Here is a 17,360-nt window from a genome sequence, read left to right on the forward strand (position 1 = left end):
AGGGGGTCGATCGATGGTCACGATGAAAGACGTCGCTCAGCGGGCCGGGGTCTCGATCGCGACCGTCTCGTTCCTGCTGAACGACACCAAACCGGTGACGGCGGCGACCCGGGCGCGGATCGAGCAGGCGATGCTCGACCTCGGGTACCGCCGCAACATGGTCGCCCGCGCCCTGGCCAGCCGGAAGACCCACATCATCGCGATGGCGTACCCGGCGCTGGACCACAAGTTCGGGTTCTCGGCGGCGGAGTTCTTCACCAGCGCGGCCGACGCGGCCCGCAAACAGGACTACCACCTGGTGCTCTGGCCGGTCGGGAACGACGGGACCGAGCTGAAGGAGCTCGTCGGTCAGGGTCTGGTCGACGGCGTCGTACTGATGGAGGTCCAGCTGGACGACCCGCGCGTCCTGGTCCTGCAGGAGACGTCGACGCCGTTCGCGCTGATCGGACGGACGTCGTCCCTGGAGGGGCTGGCACACGTCGACATCGATTTCGACCGGACCGTCGAGGACGCGGTCGCGCACCTCTACGAGCTCGGTCACCGGCGGCTGGTGCTGGTCTCCGGGAATCTCGCGGACCCGCTGTTCAGCACCTACGGGCCGTACGTCCGCTCGGAGGCGGCGTACCGCCGGGTCGCGGCGGAGCACGGCCTGGAGGTCGTGGTGATGGAGAGCTCCGGATCGACCACGGCCGGCCAGGAGGCGATGACGCGGCTCGTCGAGGACTACCCGGACACCACCGGCGTACTGATCGTCAACGAGTTCGCGGCGCTCGGTGCGGTAGCGGGCCTGAATCGCCTCGGCTACAAGGTTCCTGACGACATGTCGGTCCTTCCGTTGCTGATGGCACCGGAAATGGCGGCGCTCACCAACCCCGCGCTGACGATCATGCGGACACCGGGCCCGGAGCTCGGCCAGCTCGGCACCGACTCACTCATCCGGCAGATCGAAGGCGCCGATCCGCTCCCGCCGCAGCTCGTCTCCGCCAAGCTCTACCCCGGCGCTACGGTCGCAAGCCCCAGAGCGCCGCGATCAAAGGGCGGTGCAGGTCGGCGCGGCGCGCGCAAAGCCCGATCGTGAGCGGTTCCAGATCGGCCGGCAGCTCGACGAGCTGATCGCGTACGGCGGACGACTCGAGCACCAGCCTCGGAACGACCCCGGTCCCGCACCCCAACGCCACCAGGGCAAGCAGCGCCTCGTGCCCATCCGGCTCGCCAGCAATCACCGGCTTCACGCCAGCCCTCCGGAACCAGCGGAACGCGGCTTCCCGAACAAGCCCCCGAGCCGGCACAACAAACGGCCCACCCAGCGAACCCTCGCCAGCCGTCACCAGGTCCGGGCTCTCACGGGCTTTCACCAGGACCAGGTCGGTGACTGCGACGGGTCGGCTCACCAGGGTTTGCGGGAGGCGCTTGGGAATGCCCGCGACCGCGGCATCCACCTCGCCTTCGTCCAGGCGGGCAAGGGCAGCGGCCGCATCACCGGTGCGAATGTCGAGGCGAATCTGCGGATGTTCTTCACGCAGCGGCGCCAGCAGATCCGGCAGCAAAGTCTGGCAAGCGGTGACGGTGGCGAAGATCCGCAGTTCACCGCTCAGGCCGGCCGGCTCCGCAGAGCCGGATCGGTAATCCGCCCACAGCTCCAGCGCTTTCTCGGCGTACGCCGTGAACCGTCGCCCCTCCGCCGTCAGCACCACGCCCCGCGGCCCACGATCGAGCAACTGCGAACCGACCCGCATCTCCAACCGCTGAATCGTCCGCGTCAACGTGGCCGCACTGACATGACACTCCAAACTGGTGCGCCCGTAGTTGAGCGTCCGCGCCAAATGCAGAAACAACTCCAACTCACGATGCTCTGCACTCACTTCTAGGCTCACCTCTGGCCTCGACCTTCACACAGGCCTGCCGACCCACGCACCAGCATCGTCCCAGCCGCCACGCCCCACTCCCCGTCGGCCCCGCCCGCACGCTCCGCCCGCTGCCTCCCAACACGAGGGGATATCCATCCGCGTGTTGGGTTCTCCGCTCGCATACCAAGGGAGAACCCCCAACTGGATGGGATACCCCCTCATGTTGGGGAGGCTCTGAGGACGGCCGGCTGCCCGGCGGGCGGCAGCCTCATGCCAGCCCGTCGACCACGACGAGGCGATCACGGACCTGTTGGGAGGCGTGTCGCCGGCTTCGCGGTCGACCGGTCGAGGCGGATCGTCGGTTTCGGGACCTGGTACGTCGTGACCTCGCCGCCCTGCATGACCGTGAGGATCGCTTCGCCGACGATCGTGCCGAGGCCGTGGACGTCGACAGTGACGACGCTCAACGGCGGATGCGCCAACCGGGCGACCGCCGTGTCGTCCCACGCGATCACTGACAAGTGCTCGGGGATGCGAACCCCGAGGTCCTTGGCCGCGGACAGACCGCCGATCGCCATCAGGTCGTTGTCGTACACAACGGCCGTCGGGACCTGGCTGCCGGTCAGCAACTGCCGCGTCGCCTCCCGGCCGGCGTCCTCGGAGTAGTCGCCCTCGACGACCCGGCCCTGCACATCCCGGTCCGCGCACGTCTCCATGAACGCGTCGTCACGAGCCTGGCAGTGCAGCATGTCCCGCGGGCCGCTCACCCGCGCGATGTCGCGATGCCCGAGATCCGCGAGCGCTCGAACAGCCGCCCGGGCGCCCTCGGCGTTGTCGACGAGCACGTTGGTGATCGGCGCCTGCAGCTCCGGCCCACCGAGCAGCACCGCCGGCACCCCCAGCCGCTCCACCTCGGCGAGCCGTGGATCCTTCGCCCGGAGGTCGACCATGACGATGCCGTCGACGTGGTCGTTCGCCACCCACCGCTGCCAGATCGCGATCTCGTCGGCGATGTCGGCCGCGAACTCGATCAGCAGGCTCACCCGCCGCCCGTCGAAGACCTCCTCGATCCCCTGGACGACGTCGGCCATGAACGGCTCCATCCCGAGCAACCGCCCGGGACGCGCCAGCACCAGCCCGGCGATCCGCTCCCGCGTCACGTCCTGCATAGACTCCCCTCCAAGGCCACCGAAGCCACTATATTCACAGACCTAACAAACTCGGCAGAGAGCGGATGTCCCGATGCAGCAGGTCAGCGACGCGTCGCGGTCGCCGGGTTACGACCCGGCACCGACGAACAGTCGCGCCCTCATTGTGGACAGCATCCGCTCCGCGGGCACGGTCAGCCGGGTGGAACTCACCCAGATCACCGGCCTCACCGCCCCCTCGGTCACCACGCTGGTCCGGCGGCTGATCGACGACGGGCTCGTCGACGAGGCCGGCCGCGGCTCGTCCACCGGCGGCAAGCCTCGCACGATGCTGCGGATCAGGGCAGCAGCCCGGTACGTCGTCGGCGTACATCTGAGCGCCGACAGCCTGACGTACGTGCTGGTCGACTACGCCGGCGCGGTCGTGGCCCGCTGGCGGCGCGCCGGGCCGGGTGACGACAGCGATCCGGAGCAGGTCGTGGAGCGGATCGCGACCGAGACCACCGAGCTGATCGAGCGCTCGGGGATCGACTCGTCGCTCGTCCTCGGACTCGGCTTCGTGTGTCCCGGTCCGCTGATCCGCAACCGCGGCGTCACGTCCGCGCCGCCGTCGATGACGCACTGGGTCGGGTTCCCGATCCATCGCCGCCTGGAGGAACGGCTCGGTCTGCCCGCGCTGCTGGAGAATGACGCGACCGCGGCCGCCGCGGGCACCCGGCTCACCACCAGCCACGACGTCTCGGTGATGGCCGCGCTGTTCATGAGCGAGGGCATCGGATCCGGCCTGCGGCTGAACGGCAACGTCTACCAGGGCGCCCATGGCAACGCGGGCGAGGTGGGGCATATCTGCGTCCAGATCGGCGGTCCACAGTGCTGGTGCGGGAGCACCGGCTGCCTCGAGGCGATCGCCGGTCCGGCCACGGTCGTCGCCAAGGCGCGCGCGGCGGGGCTCGATCTCGGATCACCCCGGCGTACCGGGGTCGCGGCGTTCGCCGCCATCGCCCGGCTGGCGCTGACCGGCGACTCCCGGGCCGAGGCGATCCTGCGGGACTCCGCGTCCTGGCTCGCGCTCGGCGCGCAGACGATCACCAACATGTACGACGTCCAGCTGCTGGTGCTGACCGGGCCGGCGTTCGCTGTCGCCGGGACGATCTACCTGCCGATCATCCAGGAGCGGATCCTGAGCTCCGCGTTCGGGCGCGCCGTGGACACCGAAGTGGTGCTCGACGAGCGCGGTCACGACGCCGCCGCGATCGGCGCGGCGCTGATGATGCTCCGTTCCGAGCGCGCAGTCTCCGCCTAGGTCCTGTCTGGATCACCAGACAGGACCTCGGTCCGGCACCCTTCGCAGTCGAACCGTTACTGGTCTAACTCTTGCGCCTTGTTTATTAGGCAAACTAAGTTACGGCCAGCTTCCCCTGGCGGGTGCCGGGTGACGCGTTCGACCGACCGCGTTGTGAAAGGAATCGATCAATGCTCCGGAACCCGACGAACCGCCCACGGGTGCGGCGCCTGGTGAGCGCCGCAGCCGCCGCGACCGCCACCGCGCTCCTGCTCGCCGCCTGCAACGGCGCCGCCGCTGGTAACCAGACCGCCAACAAGGACGCCTCCATCACCGTCGCGGCCGGCGACATCACCACCGAGAACTTCAACCCGTTCAGCAGTACGGCGTTGCAGCCGACGCTGGGCGTCATCTACGAGCCGCTGTACTGGTACAACTTCGCGAAGCAGTCCGACCCGACGCCGGTGCTCGCCTCGGGCTTCTCGTGGAACGCCGCCGGGACCGAGCTCACCATCAAGACCCGGCACGACGTGAAGTGGAACGACGGCCAGCCGTTCACCGCGAAGGATGTTGCTTTCACGTTCAACCTGGTCGCGAAGACGCCGGCGCTGAACCCGTCCGGTCTCGCCGCGACCGCGAAGGCCACGTCGGACGACACCGCCGTACTGACCTTCAAGTCGAAGTCCCTGATGCAGGAGCCGGCCGTGCTCGCCAACCAGGCGATCGTGCCCGAGCACATCTGGAAGGACATCAAGGACCCGACGACGGACCTCAACAAGAACCCGGTCGGCACCGGTCCGTTCAAGGTGAAGTCGTACACGCCGCAGAGCTTCGTGCTGACGAAGAACGACCAGTACTGGGAGGCGGGCAAGCCCACCATCAAGGAGGTGCGCTACCTGCCGGTGACGTCCGCGGACGCCGCCAGCGCAGCCCTGGTCGCGGGCAAGGTCGACTGGGCCAGCGCCTACCTGCCCGGCATCGACAACATCATGAAGTCCGGCAAGAACCTGACCTACGTGAACACACCCGTGATGACGACCGTCATCGTGACCTGCTCCAACGCCGCCCTGGGATGCGCCGGACCGCAGACCGACCCGGCCGTCCGCAAGGCGATCTACCTGGCGATGAACCGCGAGCAGCTCGCGAAGCTGGCCGGCGGCGGCGTCGCGGGCGTCGGCTCGCCGACGATGCTGCTTCCGGGCCGCGACGACAACTGGATCGCGGACGCCGGTACGGCGAAACTCCCGCAGAGCGCGAACGCCGACGAGGCCGGCAAACTCCTCGACGCGGCCGGGTGGACGAAGGGCAGCGACGGCGTACGGACGAAGGACGGCAAGCGGCTGTCGCTGACCGTCCAGACCGTCACCGGGTGGAGCGACTACATCCTGATCAACGACACCCTCAAGCAGCAGCTGGCCGCGGTCGGCATCGAGCTCAAGCCGAGCCAGGTGTCCTGGAACGAGTGGAACGCCGCCCAGACCAACGGCAAGTTCCAGCTGTCGCTCGACTCGGTCGGCCTCGGCGCGTCCACGAACCCGTACTTCACCTACGACAGCAAGCTCGCCACCACGAACACCGCCCCGGTCGGCAAGTCCGCGTCGGCCGGCAACCAGTCCCGGTTCTCGAACCCGGCCGTGGACGCCGCGCTCACGACGGCCGCCGGTACGACGGACCAGGCCGCGCAGAAGGCGGAGTACGCGAAGATCCAGTCGATCATCGCGGACCAGCTGCCCTACATCCCGGTCTACGTGAACTCGATGCTCACCGAGTTCAACACCTCGCGCGCGACGGGCTGGCCGACCAAGGACAACCTGTACGTCCTGCCCGCGGCCTGGAAGGCCTGGGACGCCGGCATCGTCCTCAAGACGATCAAGCCCGCCAGCTGAGCGCGGGCCGGCCGTGCGCTATCTGCTCCGGAAACTCGCCTTCTACGTCGTCGCACTCTGGGCGGCCCTCACGCTGAACTTCCTCGTTCCCCGGCTGATGCCGGGGAACCCGGTCGACCTGATGCTGTCCAAGCTCGCGACCAAGGGACCGGTCACGCCGACCACCCGGAACGCGATCGAGGCACTGCTCGGCACAGACACTCACTCGTCGCTGTGGAGCCAGTACTGGACCTACCTGCATCACCTGGTCACCGGCGACCTGGGTACGTCGATCGCGTACTTCCCGGCGCCGGTGTCCCAGGTCATCGGCCAGACGCTGCCCTGGACCGTCGGCCTGATCGGTCTCGCGACGTTGATCTCGTTCGCCATCGGAATCCTGCTGGGACGCGCCGCCGGCTGGCGGCGCGGTTCCTGGGTCGACAACCTGATCCCGGTCACCACGATGCTGCAGTCGGTGCCGTATTTCTGGCTCGCACTGCTGCTGCTCTTCCTGCTCGGCAGCACCTGGCCGGTCTTCCCACTGAGCGGCGGGTACGACGTGTACTCCGTGACGCCGGGCTGGAGTCTGCCGTTCGCGCAGTCCGTGCTGTATCACGGAGCCCTGCCGGCGTTGACGATCGTCATCTCGTCGGTCGGCGGCTGGATGCTCGGGATGCGCAACATGATGGTCTCGACGATGTCCGAGGACTTCGTCGTGACCGCCGAGGCGAAAGGCCTGACCCCACGCCGGATCCGGTCCCGGTACGTCGCCCGGAACGCGGTCCTGCCGTCCATCTCCGGGTTCGCGATCTCGCTCGGTTTCGTGGTCGCCGGGTCGATCGTCACCGAGGCCGTGTTCTCGTACCCGGGGATCGGCTCGGCGCTACTGCTTGCCGTCGGCAACAACGACTACGCGCTGATGCAGGGCGTCTTCCTGATCATCACGCTCGCGGTCCTCGGCGCGAACCTGCTCGTCGACCTCCTGTACGGCGTCATCGACCCCCGCACGCGTGCGCGGTCCTAGAGAGGGGTGAACATGACAGCAACCACTGAAGGCGCAGTCGCCGTGGCGGCGCCGATCCGTCGCCGGACCTTGCCGCCGATGACCGTCAAGCTGGCCGTCGGTCTGGGCATCGCAGGTCTGATCATCCTGTTCGGCGTGCTCGGTCCGCTGCTGGTCGGCGATCCGTCTACGGTCCGGGACGTCGGCCTGACCGGACCGGGGAACGGTTTCCTCCTCGGCACCACGCAGAGCGGTCAGGACGTGTTCGCCCAGCTCGCGTACGCGACCCGCGGCTCGCTCATCATCGGCGTCGTAGTCGGTGCGATCACGCTGCTGCTGTCGTCGTTCTTCGGCATCGTCGGCGCGTTCGTGGGCGGCTGGACCGATGAGGCGTTCTCGCTGTTCACCAACATCATGCTGGTGATTCCCGGTCTGCCGCTGGTGATCGTGATCTCCAGCTACGTACCGAACAAGTCGATCTGGCTGGTCGCCGCGGTCCTCGCGATCACCAGCTGGGCCGGCTCCGCGCGCGTCCTGCGCGGGTTCACGCTCAGCGTACGCAGCCGCGACTACGTGCTCGCGGCCCGGATCAGCGGCGAGAAACGCTGGCGGATCCTGCTCGTCGAGATCCTGCCGAACCTGATCCCGCTGCTCGCGTCGCAGGTGGTGTTCGCGGTGATCTTCGCGATCCTCGGCGAGGCGGGTCTGTCGTTCCTCGGGCTCGGCGCGTCCGGATCGTTCACCTGGGGCACGATGCTCTTCTACGCGCAGAACGGGCTCGCGCTCCGGCTCGGCGCCTGGTGGTGGTTCGCGCCGCCCGGCCTGGCGATCGCGCTTTTCGGCGCGGCGCTGTCGCTGATCAACTTCTCGATCGACGAGATCATCAACCCGAAGCTGCGCTCGCAGACGCGTGCCGAACGCAACAAGTGGAGCGTGAAGGCATGAGCGTGCTGAGCATCGAGAACCTGAGCATCGACTACCGCGCCGAGACGACCGTGCACGCCGTACGCGAGGTCTCACTCACGCTGGAACGCGGCGAGATCCTCGGGCTCGCGGGTGAGAGCGGCTGCGGGAAGTCGACGCTGGCGTACGCGATCACTCGCCTGCTCAAGCCGCCGGCGACAATCACCGGCGGACGGGTCGTGTTCTCGTCCCGCGAGGGGTACGACGTCGACCTGTCTTCGCTGGCCGGCGACGATCTGCGAGCGTTCCGCTGGGACAAGATCGCGATGGTCTTCCAGGGCGCGATGAACTCGCTCAATCCGGTACTGCGGATCTCCGAACAGCTCGAAGACGTGTTCATCACGCACCGGCCCGAGCTGAGCAGGGCAGAGCGGCGCATACGCTGCGGTGAGCTGCTCGAACTCGTCGGCGTCGACCGGAACCGGCTTCGCGCCTATCCGCACGAGCTGTCCGGCGGGATGCGGCAGCGCGTGATGATCGCGATGGCACTGGCCCTCGATCCGCAGGTGCTGATCATGGACGAGCCAACCACCGCACTCGACGTGGTCGTGCAGCGCGAGATCCTCCGGGAGATCACCCGCCTCCGGTCCGAGCTGGGGTTCGCGGTCATCTTCATCACCCACGACCTGCCGCTGCTGCTCGAGATCAGCGACCGGATCGCGGTGATGCGGGCCGGGCTGATCGTCGAACTCGACGACGCACTGACGCTCTACACGAAGCCCAAACACCCGTACACGAAGCGACTGCTGTCGTCGTTCCCCAGCCTGACCGGTGAACGCGGCGGCTTCATACGGACCGGCGAGATCGCCGGCGACATTGCGTTGGACGAGACCGATCAGACCGTGGAGGCACCGTGAGCGAGCGAAGCGAGCGACCAATGGGTAGAGCAGCGCTCGCTCGCACCGGAACCGAGCGAAGCGAGGTGGAGGTGTGAGCGTGCTGGAGATGCGCGATGTGGTCAAGGAGTACCGGCTGCGCAACGGTCTGCGAACCACGCGGCTGCGTGCGGTCGACAAGGTGAGCTTCGAGCTGACACCGGGCCGGACGATCGCGCTGGTCGGACAGTCCGGTTCGGGCAAGTCGACGATCGCCAAGTTGCTGATGCAGCTCGAACGGCCGACCTCCGGAGCGATCCTGGTGGACGGCGAGCCGATGCGGTACCACGGTGCGCCTGCCGCGGCGTACCGGAAGGCTGTCCAGATGGTGTTCCAGGACCCGTTCGCGTCGCTGAATCCGTACCACTCGATCAGCCATCACCTGGAGCGGCCGGTGAAGCTCCATCACCCGGACTTCACCCGCGAACAGGTCGACGAGCGGGTCCTGGAGCTGCTGCGCCGGGTTCGGCTGGACGAGGACTTCGCGCATCGCAAGCCGCACGAGTTGTCCGGCGGTCAGCGGCAACGCGTCGCGATCGCCCGGGCGCTCGCCCCCGAACCGGCGATCCTCGTCGCGGACGAGCCGGTGTCGATGCTCGACGTGTCGATCCGCCTCGGCGTACTCAACCTCCTCGCGACCCTGCAGCGCGAGGAGAACCTCGGCGTCCTCTACATCACCCACGACCTCGCCACCGCCCGCCACTTCAGCGACGAAATCATGGTGCTGTACGGCGGTGTCGTGGTCGAACGCGGTCCTGCGGACGACGTGATCCTGAACCCCCAACACGAATACACCCAGCTCCTGGCCGAAGCCGCCCCAGCCCCAGAACGCCGCCTGACCGAACTACGCCCGTAAACAACAAGTACGCCGGAGAGCCAGGTGGCTCTCCGGCGTACTTTGCTGCTTTAGAGCTTCAGCGAGGAAGCGACTACGTCCGCGAGCGAGTGGGCGATCTCGTCGGCAGTGTCCGAGGACTCGGCCTCGACCATGACGCGGACGAGCGGCTCGGTGCCCGACGGGCGGAGCAGGACTCGACCGGTGTCGCCCAGGCGCGTGGTGGCCTCGGCGACCGCGGACTGCACCGCGGGGTCGGTGCCCGCGCGGGACTTGTCCACGTTCTTCACGTTGACCAGAACCTGCGGCAGGCGGGTCATCGCACCGGCCAGATCGGCCAGGCTCTTGCCCGTCTGAGCTACCCGGGCGAGCAGCATGACCGCGGTCAGCGTGCCGTCGCCGGTGGTCGCGTGGTCGGACAGGATCACGTGCCCGGACTGCTCACCGCCGAGCTTGTGGCCGCCGGCCTTCATCGCCTCGAGCACGTACCGGTCGCCGACCTTGGTCTGCTCGACCGCGATCCGCTCCCGGACCATCGCCTGCACGAAGCCCAGGTTGCTCATGACGGTCGCGACCACGGTGTCGTTCGACAGCCGGCCGCTGTCCCGCATCGCCAGCGCCAGAATCGCGAGGATCTGGTCGCCGTCGACGAGCTCGCCGTTCGCGTCCACCGCCAGGCAGCGGTCCGCGTCGCCGTCGAGCGCAATCCCGACATCGGCGCGGTGCCCAACGACCTCACGCTGTAGGCCGTCGATATGCGTGGATCCGCAGTTCAGGTTGATGTTCAGCCCGTCCGGGGCGGCGGCGACCGTGATCACCTCTGCGCCGAGCCGGCGCAGTGCCTCCGGCGCGGTCTGCGAGGCGGCGCCGTTCGCGCAGTCGATCACGACCTTCAGACCGTCGAACCGGTTCGGCGCGGAGCGGACCAGGTGCGAGACATACGTCTCGAAACCCTGCCCGTCGTCCATTACGCGGCCCACGGCGGCACCGGTCGGACGCTGCCACTCCTCGTTCATCCGGGCTTCGATGGCGTCCTCGATGACGTCGTCGAGCTTGATCCCGCCGCGGGCCAGGAACTTGATGCCGTTGTCCGGCATCGGGTTGTGGCTGGCGGACAGCATCACGCCGAGATCGGCGCCGGTCGAGCCGGTCAGGTGCGCCACGGCCGGGGTCGGCAGCACGCCGAGCCGGACCACGTCGACGCCGGCGCTGGCCAGACCGGCCACCACGGCGGCTTCCAGGAACTCACCACTGGCACGCGGATCCCGGCCCACAACGGCGCGTGGCCGGTGCCCTTCGAAGGCACCGGCCTCGCCGAGTACGTGAGCTGCCGCGACCGAGAGGTCGAGCGCCAGCTCCGCGGTCAGGTCCACGTTCGCCAGGCCACGGACTCCGTCCGTGCCGAACAAACGCCCCATCAGGTGATCAGCGCTTGCTGTACTGAGGCGCCTTACGGGCCTTCTTGAGACCGGCCTTCTTGCGCTCCTTGATCCGCGCGTCGCGGCTGAGCAGACCGGCCGACTTCAGGCCCTTGCGGTTGGCCTCACGGTCGGCGTCGTTCAGGCAGCGGGCCACACCGAGCTGCAGCGCGCCGGCCTGGCCGGTGATACCGCCGCCGTTGATCCGGGCGATCACGTCGTACGAGCCCTCGAGGCCCGCGACGACGAACGGCTCGTTCACGTGCTGCTGGTGGACCTTGTTCGGGAAGTAGACGTCGAGGTCCTTCCCGTTGATCTTCCACTTGCCGGTGCCCGGGACGATCCGAACGCGAGCGACGGCCTCCTTGCGACGGCCGGTGGCGCCGGCCGGGTTGATGACCGCGACCCGACCCGTCTCGGCGCGCTGCTCCGGAGCCGGGTTCGTCTCGGAGGTGTAGGCGACCGGGCCCTCGGTGTCGATGGGGACCTCGGTGTCGAACTCTTCGGTCTCGGTGGTGATGTCGCTCACGCTGTGAATCCTCGTTTACCTGGTTCGTCGATCGCTTACTGGGCGATCTGGGTGATCTCGAACGGCTTCGGCTGCTGCGCCGTGTGCGGGTGCTCCGGACCGGCGTACACCTTCAGCTTGGTCAGCAGCTTCCGGCTCAGGCGGTTCTTCGGGAGCATGCCCCAGACGGCTTTCTCGACGGCCTTACGCGGGTCCTTGTCGAGGATCTCGCCGATCGGCGTCGCCGTCAGACCACCCGGGTGACCCGAGTGGCGGTACGCCAGCTTGTCGGTCCGCTTGGTGCCGGACAGGGCCACCTTGGAAGCGTTGACGACCACGACGAAGTCGCCGCCGTCCACGTGCGGAGCGAACGTCGGCTTGTGCTTGCCGCGCAGCAGGGTGGCGATCTGGACGGCGAGCCGACCGAGCGTGACGTCGGTGGCGTCGATCACGTGCCACTCGCGAGTGACGTCAGCAGGCTTCGGGCTGTACGTGCGCACGGTCGTTGACCTTCGTTTCTCAGAGGTTGAACAAAACTGGACGTCGGCGAGCGGTCAGCCGACAAGAACAGTGTCTGTACCGGACCTGGAACGCACAACAGCAGCCCAGAATACCGGCGTGGCCACGTTCGGGTCAAAGCGAGCCCACACGCCGAGGGGACCCCGGCTTGGAAGCAGCTGAGGACCGCACTAGTTTAGCGGTGAAGATTGCAGTCCGAATCGCGTCCCGCCGGCTGATCTACCCTCATTCATCCAGGCGATGACGCCAGCTTCCGAAGAGGGCATCGTGACCGAACAGTCGCTCACCGTCCGGGACAACCGGACCGGCAAGGACTTCGACCTTGCCATCACCGATGGCACCATCCGTGCCGCAGACCTCAAGCAGATCAGCGCATCCGACGGCGACGGTGGCCTGGCCACCTACGACCCCGGCTTCGTCAACACCGCGTCCTGCCGTTCCTCCGTCACCTTCATCGACGGCGACAAGGGCATCCTGGAGTACCGCGGGTACCCGATCGAGCAGCTCGCCGAGCAGTCGAACTACCTCGAGGTGGCTTACCTGCTGGTGAACGGCAAGCTGCCGAACAAGGCGGAGTACGAGGCCTGGGCGCACGACGTGACGTATCACACGTTCGTGCACGAGAACCTGAAGACCTTCATGCAGGGCTTCCGGTACGACGCGCACCCGATGGGCATGCTGCTGGCCTCGGTCGGCGCGCTGTCCACGTTCTACCCGGAGTCGCGCAACATCTTCGACGAGGAGTCCCGGGCGCTGCAGATCCGGCGGCTGATCGCGAAGATGCCGACGCTCGGCGCGTTCGCGTTCCGGCACGCCCAGGGCAAGCCGTACGTGTACCCGGACAACGAGCTCAGCTACACGGCGAACTTCCTGTCGATGCTGTTCAAGATGAGCGAGCCGAAGTACGCCGCCGATGACCGCCTGGTGCGGGCGCTGGAGATCCTGTTCATCCTGCACGCCGACCACGAGCAGAACGCCTCCACGAACGCGGTCCGCGCGATCGGCTCGACCCAGGTCGACCCGTACACCGCGGTGGCCGGCGGGATCGGCGCGCTCTACGGCCCGCTGCACGGCGGCGCCAACGAGGCGGTGCTGAAGATGCTCCGCCGGATCGGCTCGATCGACAACGTGCCGTCGTTCATCGAGGGCGTCAAGAACGGCGAAGAGCGGCTGATGGGCTTCGGCCACCGGGTCTACAAGAACTACGACCCGCGGGCGAAGATCATCAAGAAGGCCGCCGACGACGTCTTCGAGGTCACCGGCATCAACCCGCTGCTGAAGATCGCCGTCGAACTGGAGAAGATCGCGCTGGAGGACGAGTACTTCGTCTCCCGCAAGCTCTACCCGAACGTCGACTTCTACTCCGGCCTGATCTACGAGGCGCTGCAGTTCCCGCCGGACATGTTCACCGTCCTGTTCGCCATCCCGCGAACCTCCGGCTGGCTCGCCCAGTGGCTGGAGATGCTCGGCGACGGCGACCAGAAGATCGCCCGCCCGAAGCAGATCTACACCGGCGCACGAGGCGTCCAGTACGTCCCGATGGGCGACCGCTAACCCACCCCCTGAAACGGCCCCTCGATCCCGAGGGGCCGTTTTCTGTTGAACGACACCACCGAAAAGGACACCGCTTCGCGGCGGCAGTTCTTCTGGCCGCCTCCGGCGGCGTGCGCGAACCGTGGATACGCGCGGATGTGATCGGCGCCGGGCACTGCCCGTCAACGCGCCGACCACCCGAAAGAACAAGGTCGCAAGCCCACTCGACATAGGTCGTCACATGTCGGCGATGACGCGCCGGCGGGTTGCAGATCCGCCGCTGTCTGCGCACGGATCTCGGGAAGAGTCGCTGATCAGGCCCCGACCGTCCGGTCAGTGACGTTCCGACGTGGACGGTGCGATATATGGTTACGGTTTTGGTGTGCGTTTGGGTATCATTTCAGTACAAGGAAGGTAGGTTGTCGCTGTGTATCCCAACCGCGAGGTCTTCCGCAACGCACCACTCGCCCTGGTGGCCGCCGAGATCCGCTTCACCGATGCTGCGCGTTTGCGTCAGCAGGTGACCAAGGATGAGGTGGCGATCGCCCTTGAGGAGCGGTTCCCGTTCGCCGAACCACTTCAGCGTGGCGAGGTGACCTTGAACCTGGGTCTCGGTGGTGCGCCGCCGCAGATCCAGGAGCGTCAAGGTGTAGTTCTCAAGAACGCGAGCAGCACCGAAACGCTCACCGTCATGTCCGAATCTCTGACCTACGAGACAACCGCATACCGCAGCTTCAACGAGCTCCTCGATGTGGTCAGGTCGGCGTGCGACGCACTCGTGGCCGCCAAGGTTCGTCCGGCCGTTCAGCGGGTTGGGCTCCGCTACATCGACGAGGTCCGCGTACCCGAGACCATCAGCGACGTCCGTCAGTGGGGTACGTGGATCAACAGCCGGCTGATCGGCCAGCTTGAGGTTGGACCCGACGACTATCCGGCTACCGCGATGCAGAGTGTCACCACCTTCGACCTTGGCGGTGGAAGGGGTCTCAATTTCCGGTGCGCGGCGCTGAACCAGGGCCCGATCGTCGTACCGCAGTTCCTCAGGCGGCCACCCATCCAGTCCGGGCCGTTCTTCGTCTTGGACTTCGACGGTTTCCACGACTTCACCGGGCAAGAGGCCGTCCCGCTGAGTTCCGAGGTGGTCTGCGACTCCCTATCTGCCGTCCACCTACCGTGCGGCACCGCCTTCCAGCGGTCGATCACCGATGAGGCCCGCACACTCTTCCGAGGAGGGCCGTCATGACAGTCAGTCCGACGAGCGGGGGCCAGCCGACTGGAACCTCAGCAGGCGCAGTCTCTGACTACGCACCGTCAGCCCCGAGTGAGACACGTGCGCTGTCGCTGCGTGCGGACTACCTCCGCACTGAGATGGACATGCTCGGTGGTGAAATGCAGCAGTTCCACGGCGCGGTCCGCGAGAGCGACCTTGCCGACCGCGCCTTGGAGAAGAGCAAGAGATCGGTCGCTAATCTCCTCGATGAGCTCGCCGGCGACCGGGGCATGGGCTGGTCCGACATCGCGGAGGTCGTCGGGGTCAGTGTCTCGGCGGTCCGGAAGTGGCGCAAGGGCGGAGTAGCCAGTCCGGACAGCCGCTCGAAGCTCGCACGGATCGCAGCACTTCTCGACGTCCTGGAGAAGAAGGGTGTCATCGAGGACCCCGCTGCCTGGATGGAGATGAACTTCACCCTTGAGCCGGGCTACTTCATCCGGCCCCTCGACTTGTACCTGGAGGGACACGTCACCGAGCTGATCGAACTGGCCGAGCAACGTCAGACAACCGCGCAGATTCTCGACCAGGTTCGCCCGAACTGGCGTCAGAGCCGCAGTGACTTCGAGGTGTACCTCGACGTCGATGGCGAGCGCTCGATCCGTCGGCGAGAAGAGTAAGTACCGCGAATCATGGACCGAATCGAAGTGGACGCGCTCTACGACGAGCGCGGAGATGTCAGTCGGGCTCGTCCCCTGCTCCAGGGCGACGTGTTCGACGGTGTCGTTCTGCCCGGGTTCACCGAGGAGCCAATGCTGGTCCAGATCGTCGCGCATCCCTGCGCGATGCGGACCGGTGCGAGTCTGACCCCTCGGATAACCGTCGCGCCGGTAGAGCCGCACCAGAAGATCAAAGGCACGGGATGGAATAGCAACGTACGGCTGATGCCGCTCGCAGAGCTGACGAACAACGGCCATTTCGCGGCAAAGTTTGTCGATGTTACCGCTTGCCCGGCAGGACTGCTCACCAGGGACCGGCGAATCGCCACACTTTCGCATCAGGGCATCTACGTGCTGCAGCAACGATTGATCAAGCACTACACGCGCACGGAGATGGGCCTGGAGATTCTGCGCAGCCAGTCCGCGCCAGTGCTGACCGAGGCCGAGTTGCTCTGGGACTGGCTCGAGTGCGTTCTCACCGAGTCCGAGACAGCCGAGGACAAGATGCTCGATGCGGAGACCGCGGTGTTCGAGACCTGGATGCGCGACGGCGACCCGTCCCCACAGCAGCGGCTGCGCTTCGAGATTCACCACACCGACGTCCGCCGCGAGGCACAGCGTGCGGCAGCCGCGCGTGCGAAAACGCGCCGGGCGCAGGGCTAGGACATCCACATGGAGCACCTGCGGTACGACCTGGGCAACCTCAAGAAGGGGTCCACAGTGGTGGTCACCCTGAAGAACCAGGCCAACGTCCAACTGATGATGAACAGTGAGTACAACAACTACAAGGCTGGCCGACGCTACCGCTACCACGGCGGCCGGGTCACGCGGTCGCCGTTCCGCATGCCCGTACCGTCCAACGGACATTGGGTTGTCGCGATCGACCTCGGCGGGTACGCCGGCAGAATTTCCGCGGGCGTCGCGGTCGAGCCGCCACCACGTGGCTTCCTCCCTCAGGCCCGCTCGGCTCAGCTGAGTCCCGCCGCCCAGGTCGCGGTTCGAGAGGAACCGGAGGAGCCGGCCGGAGACGCTCTCGGCGGCCAGACCTGGGACGTGTTCATCAGCCACGCCAGCGAGGACAAGGACGCCGTCGCTCGACCCCTGCGCGACGCCCTCGCTCGGTTGGGAGTTACGGTCTGGCTCGATGAGGCTCAGATGCGGGTCGGGCATAGTTTGCGCCGGAGGATCGACGACGGCATCCGCTCAAGCAGATTCGGTGTCGTGATCCTGTCAGGAGCGTTCTTCCGCAAGGGCTGGACGAATCACGAATTGGACGGGCTGGTGACCCGCACTGTTGCCGGCGAGCAGTCCATCTTGCCCATCTGGCACGGCCTGACCGCGGATGAGGTGCGCGCGTTCAGCCCGACGCTTGCAGACAAAGTCGCGTTGAGCACGGACCAATTCACCATCACCGAGATGGCCGAGCAGATCGCCGACGTGGTTGCCGACCCGTCCTGAACGGAGGACCACGGGTGGGAGGAAGCTCGCGTCTTGACCAAATGCGCGCAAAGGGCTGACCATCGCCCGAGCGGCCAACAGGAGAGCGACCGCGAAGCGGTGTCTTTTCAACGGCCAGCCCTCCAGAAGAGCACCGAGCGCTAACCACCACCGACCGCGACCACACCCCGCGCCTCCCGC

At 67.1% G+C, this 17,360-nt stretch carries 17 protein-coding genes; 12 read left to right on the plus strand and 5 right to left on the minus strand.

Annotated features, from left to right (window positions below; genetic code table 11):
* Positions 1 to 13: 13 nt before the first annotated feature.
* Positions 14 to 1,078: a LacI family DNA-binding transcriptional regulator gene (locus ACLJOO_RS05495; protein WP_410785722.1), complete on the plus strand. Its 1,065-nt coding sequence runs from the start codon at positions 14 to 16 to the stop codon at positions 1,076 to 1,078.
* Here ACLJOO_RS05495 and ilvY read toward each other — a convergent pair.
* Both ilvY and ACLJOO_RS05505 read right to left on the minus strand, forming a co-directional pair.
* On the minus strand, positions 1,002 to 1,841 hold the full coding sequence (gene ilvY, locus ACLJOO_RS05500) for an HTH-type transcriptional activator IlvY (RefSeq protein WP_410785723.1): 840 nt from the start codon (positions 1,839 to 1,841) through the stop codon (positions 1,002 to 1,004). The two genes, ACLJOO_RS05495 and ilvY, sit on opposite strands and share 77 nt — an antisense overlap.
* A 305-nt stretch (positions 1,842 to 2,146) precedes the next feature.
* Positions 2,147 to 3,016, minus strand: a complete 870-nt coding sequence (locus tag ACLJOO_RS05505) for a LacI family DNA-binding transcriptional regulator (protein WP_410785724.1) — start codon at positions 3,014 to 3,016, stop codon at positions 2,147 to 2,149.
* A 73-nt stretch (positions 3,017 to 3,089) separates the two neighbouring features.
* On the opposite strand from ACLJOO_RS05505, the gene ACLJOO_RS05510 reads away from it, so the two are divergent.
* The 6 genes from ACLJOO_RS05510 to ACLJOO_RS05535 all read left to right on the plus strand — a co-directional run bounded on the left by ACLJOO_RS05510 (position 3,090) and on the right by ACLJOO_RS05535 (position 9,839).
* Positions 3,090 to 4,298: an ROK family protein gene (locus ACLJOO_RS05510; protein WP_410785725.1), complete on the plus strand. Its 1,209-nt coding sequence runs from the start codon at positions 3,090 to 3,092 to the stop codon at positions 4,296 to 4,298.
* A 170-nt stretch (positions 4,299 to 4,468) separates the two neighbouring features.
* Complete coding sequence (locus ACLJOO_RS05515) at positions 4,469 to 6,163, plus strand: ABC transporter substrate-binding protein (RefSeq protein ID WP_410785726.1); 1,695 nt, start codon at positions 4,469 to 4,471, stop codon at positions 6,161 to 6,163.
* A 13-nt stretch (positions 6,164 to 6,176) separates the two neighbouring features.
* The gene (locus tag ACLJOO_RS05520) at positions 6,177 to 7,166 is read left to right on the plus strand and encodes an ABC transporter permease (protein WP_410785727.1); all 990 of its coding nucleotides are present in this window, start codon (positions 6,177 to 6,179) and stop codon (positions 7,164 to 7,166) included.
* Between the two features lie 12 nt (positions 7,167 to 7,178).
* Positions 7,179 to 8,090, plus strand: coding sequence for an ABC transporter permease (locus ACLJOO_RS05525; protein ID WP_410785728.1), 912 nt, complete (start codon positions 7,179 to 7,181; stop codon positions 8,088 to 8,090).
* Complete coding sequence (locus ACLJOO_RS05530) at positions 8,087 to 8,965, plus strand: ABC transporter ATP-binding protein (RefSeq protein WP_410785729.1); 879 nt, start codon at positions 8,087 to 8,089, stop codon at positions 8,963 to 8,965. Before ACLJOO_RS05525 ends, ACLJOO_RS05530 begins: the two co-directional genes overlap by 4 nt.
* Before the next feature lie 73 nt (positions 8,966 to 9,038).
* Positions 9,039 to 9,839, plus strand: coding sequence for an ABC transporter ATP-binding protein (locus tag ACLJOO_RS05535; RefSeq protein WP_410785730.1), 801 nt, complete (start codon positions 9,039 to 9,041; stop codon positions 9,837 to 9,839).
* A 50-nt stretch (positions 9,840 to 9,889) separates the two neighbouring features.
* Here the strand turns inward: ACLJOO_RS05535 and glmM are convergent, their stop codons facing one another.
* Genes glmM through rplM form a run of 3 tightly spaced genes read right to left on the minus strand, consistent with a single transcriptional unit; the run spans position 9,890 to position 12,244 of the window.
* Positions 9,890 to 11,236, minus strand: a complete 1,347-nt coding sequence (gene glmM / locus ACLJOO_RS05540) for a phosphoglucosamine mutase (RefSeq protein WP_410785731.1) — start codon at positions 11,234 to 11,236, stop codon at positions 9,890 to 9,892.
* Positions 11,237 to 11,243: 7 nt separating this feature from the next.
* A complete protein-coding gene (rpsI, locus tag ACLJOO_RS05545) occupies positions 11,244 to 11,765 on the minus strand; it encodes a 30S ribosomal protein S9 (protein WP_131286310.1) in 522 nt (173 codons plus the stop codon).
* A 35-nt stretch (positions 11,766 to 11,800) separates the two neighbouring features.
* Complete coding sequence (gene rplM, locus ACLJOO_RS05550; RefSeq protein WP_131286311.1) at positions 11,801 to 12,244, minus strand: 50S ribosomal protein L13; 444 nt, start codon at positions 12,242 to 12,244, stop codon at positions 11,801 to 11,803.
* 259 nt (positions 12,245 to 12,503) lie between these two features.
* On the opposite strand from rplM, the gene ACLJOO_RS05555 reads away from it, so the two are divergent.
* The 5 genes from ACLJOO_RS05555 (at position 12,504) to ACLJOO_RS05575 (ending at position 17,180) form a co-directional block, all read left to right on the plus strand.
* Positions 12,504 to 13,817: a citrate synthase gene (locus ACLJOO_RS05555; protein ID WP_131286312.1), complete on the plus strand. Its 1,314-nt coding sequence runs from the start codon at positions 12,504 to 12,506 to the stop codon at positions 13,815 to 13,817.
* A gap of 406 nt (positions 13,818 to 14,223) precedes the next feature.
* Positions 14,224 to 15,039, plus strand: coding sequence for a TIGR04255 family protein (locus tag ACLJOO_RS05560; protein ID WP_410785732.1), 816 nt, complete (start codon positions 14,224 to 14,226; stop codon positions 15,037 to 15,039).
* Between the two features lie 131 nt (positions 15,040 to 15,170).
* The gene (locus ACLJOO_RS05565) at positions 15,171 to 15,683 is read left to right on the plus strand and encodes a helix-turn-helix domain-containing protein (RefSeq protein ID WP_410785733.1); all 513 of its coding nucleotides are present in this window, start codon (positions 15,171 to 15,173) and stop codon (positions 15,681 to 15,683) included.
* Positions 15,684 to 15,695: 12 nt separating this feature from the next.
* A complete protein-coding gene (locus ACLJOO_RS05570; protein ID WP_410785734.1) occupies positions 15,696 to 16,385 on the plus strand; it encodes a hypothetical protein in 690 nt (229 codons plus the stop codon).
* 9 nt (positions 16,386 to 16,394) lie between these two features.
* Positions 16,395 to 17,180, plus strand: a complete 786-nt coding sequence (locus ACLJOO_RS05575; RefSeq protein WP_410785735.1) for a DUF1883 domain-containing protein — start codon at positions 16,395 to 16,397, stop codon at positions 17,178 to 17,180.
* Positions 17,181 to 17,360 lie beyond the last annotated feature (180 nt).

It is taken from the genome of Kribbella sp. C-35, assembly GCF_046549195.1.
Lineage (GTDB): Bacteria > Actinomycetota > Actinomycetes > Propionibacteriales > Kribbellaceae > Kribbella.

Excerpts from the sequence above, each read along its gene's own strand:
- ACLJOO_RS05530 (WP_410785729.1), top strand. The coding sequence starts at position 8,087 with ATGAGCGTGCTGAGCATCGAGAACCTGAGCATCGACTACCGCGCCGAG.
- ACLJOO_RS05570 (WP_410785734.1), top strand. The coding sequence starts at position 15,696 with ATGGACCGAATCGAAGTGGACGCGCTCTACGACGAGCGCGGAGATGTC.
- ACLJOO_RS05510 (WP_410785725.1), top strand. The coding sequence starts at position 3,090 with ATGCAGCAGGTCAGCGACGCGTCGCGGTCGCCGGGTTACGACCCGGCA.
- ACLJOO_RS05525 (WP_410785728.1), top strand. The coding sequence starts at position 7,179 with ATGACAGCAACCACTGAAGGCGCAGTCGCCGTGGCGGCGCCGATCCGT.
- glmM (WP_410785731.1), bottom strand. The coding sequence starts at position 11,236 with ATGGGGCGTTTGTTCGGCACGGACGGAGTCCGTGGCCTGGCGAACGTG.
- ACLJOO_RS05555 (WP_131286312.1), top strand. The coding sequence starts at position 12,504 with ATGACGCCAGCTTCCGAAGAGGGCATCGTGACCGAACAGTCGCTCACC.
- ACLJOO_RS05505 (WP_410785724.1), bottom strand. The coding sequence starts at position 3,016 with ATGCAGGACGTGACGCGGGAGCGGATCGCCGGGCTGGTGCTGGCGCGT.
- ACLJOO_RS05565 (WP_410785733.1), top strand. The coding sequence starts at position 15,171 with ATGCTCGGTGGTGAAATGCAGCAGTTCCACGGCGCGGTCCGCGAGAGC.
- ACLJOO_RS05515 (WP_410785726.1), top strand. The coding sequence starts at position 4,469 with ATGCTCCGGAACCCGACGAACCGCCCACGGGTGCGGCGCCTGGTGAGC.
- ACLJOO_RS05495 (WP_410785722.1), top strand. The coding sequence starts at position 14 with ATGGTCACGATGAAAGACGTCGCTCAGCGGGCCGGGGTCTCGATCGCG.
- ACLJOO_RS05575 (WP_410785735.1), top strand. The coding sequence starts at position 16,395 with ATGGAGCACCTGCGGTACGACCTGGGCAACCTCAAGAAGGGGTCCACA.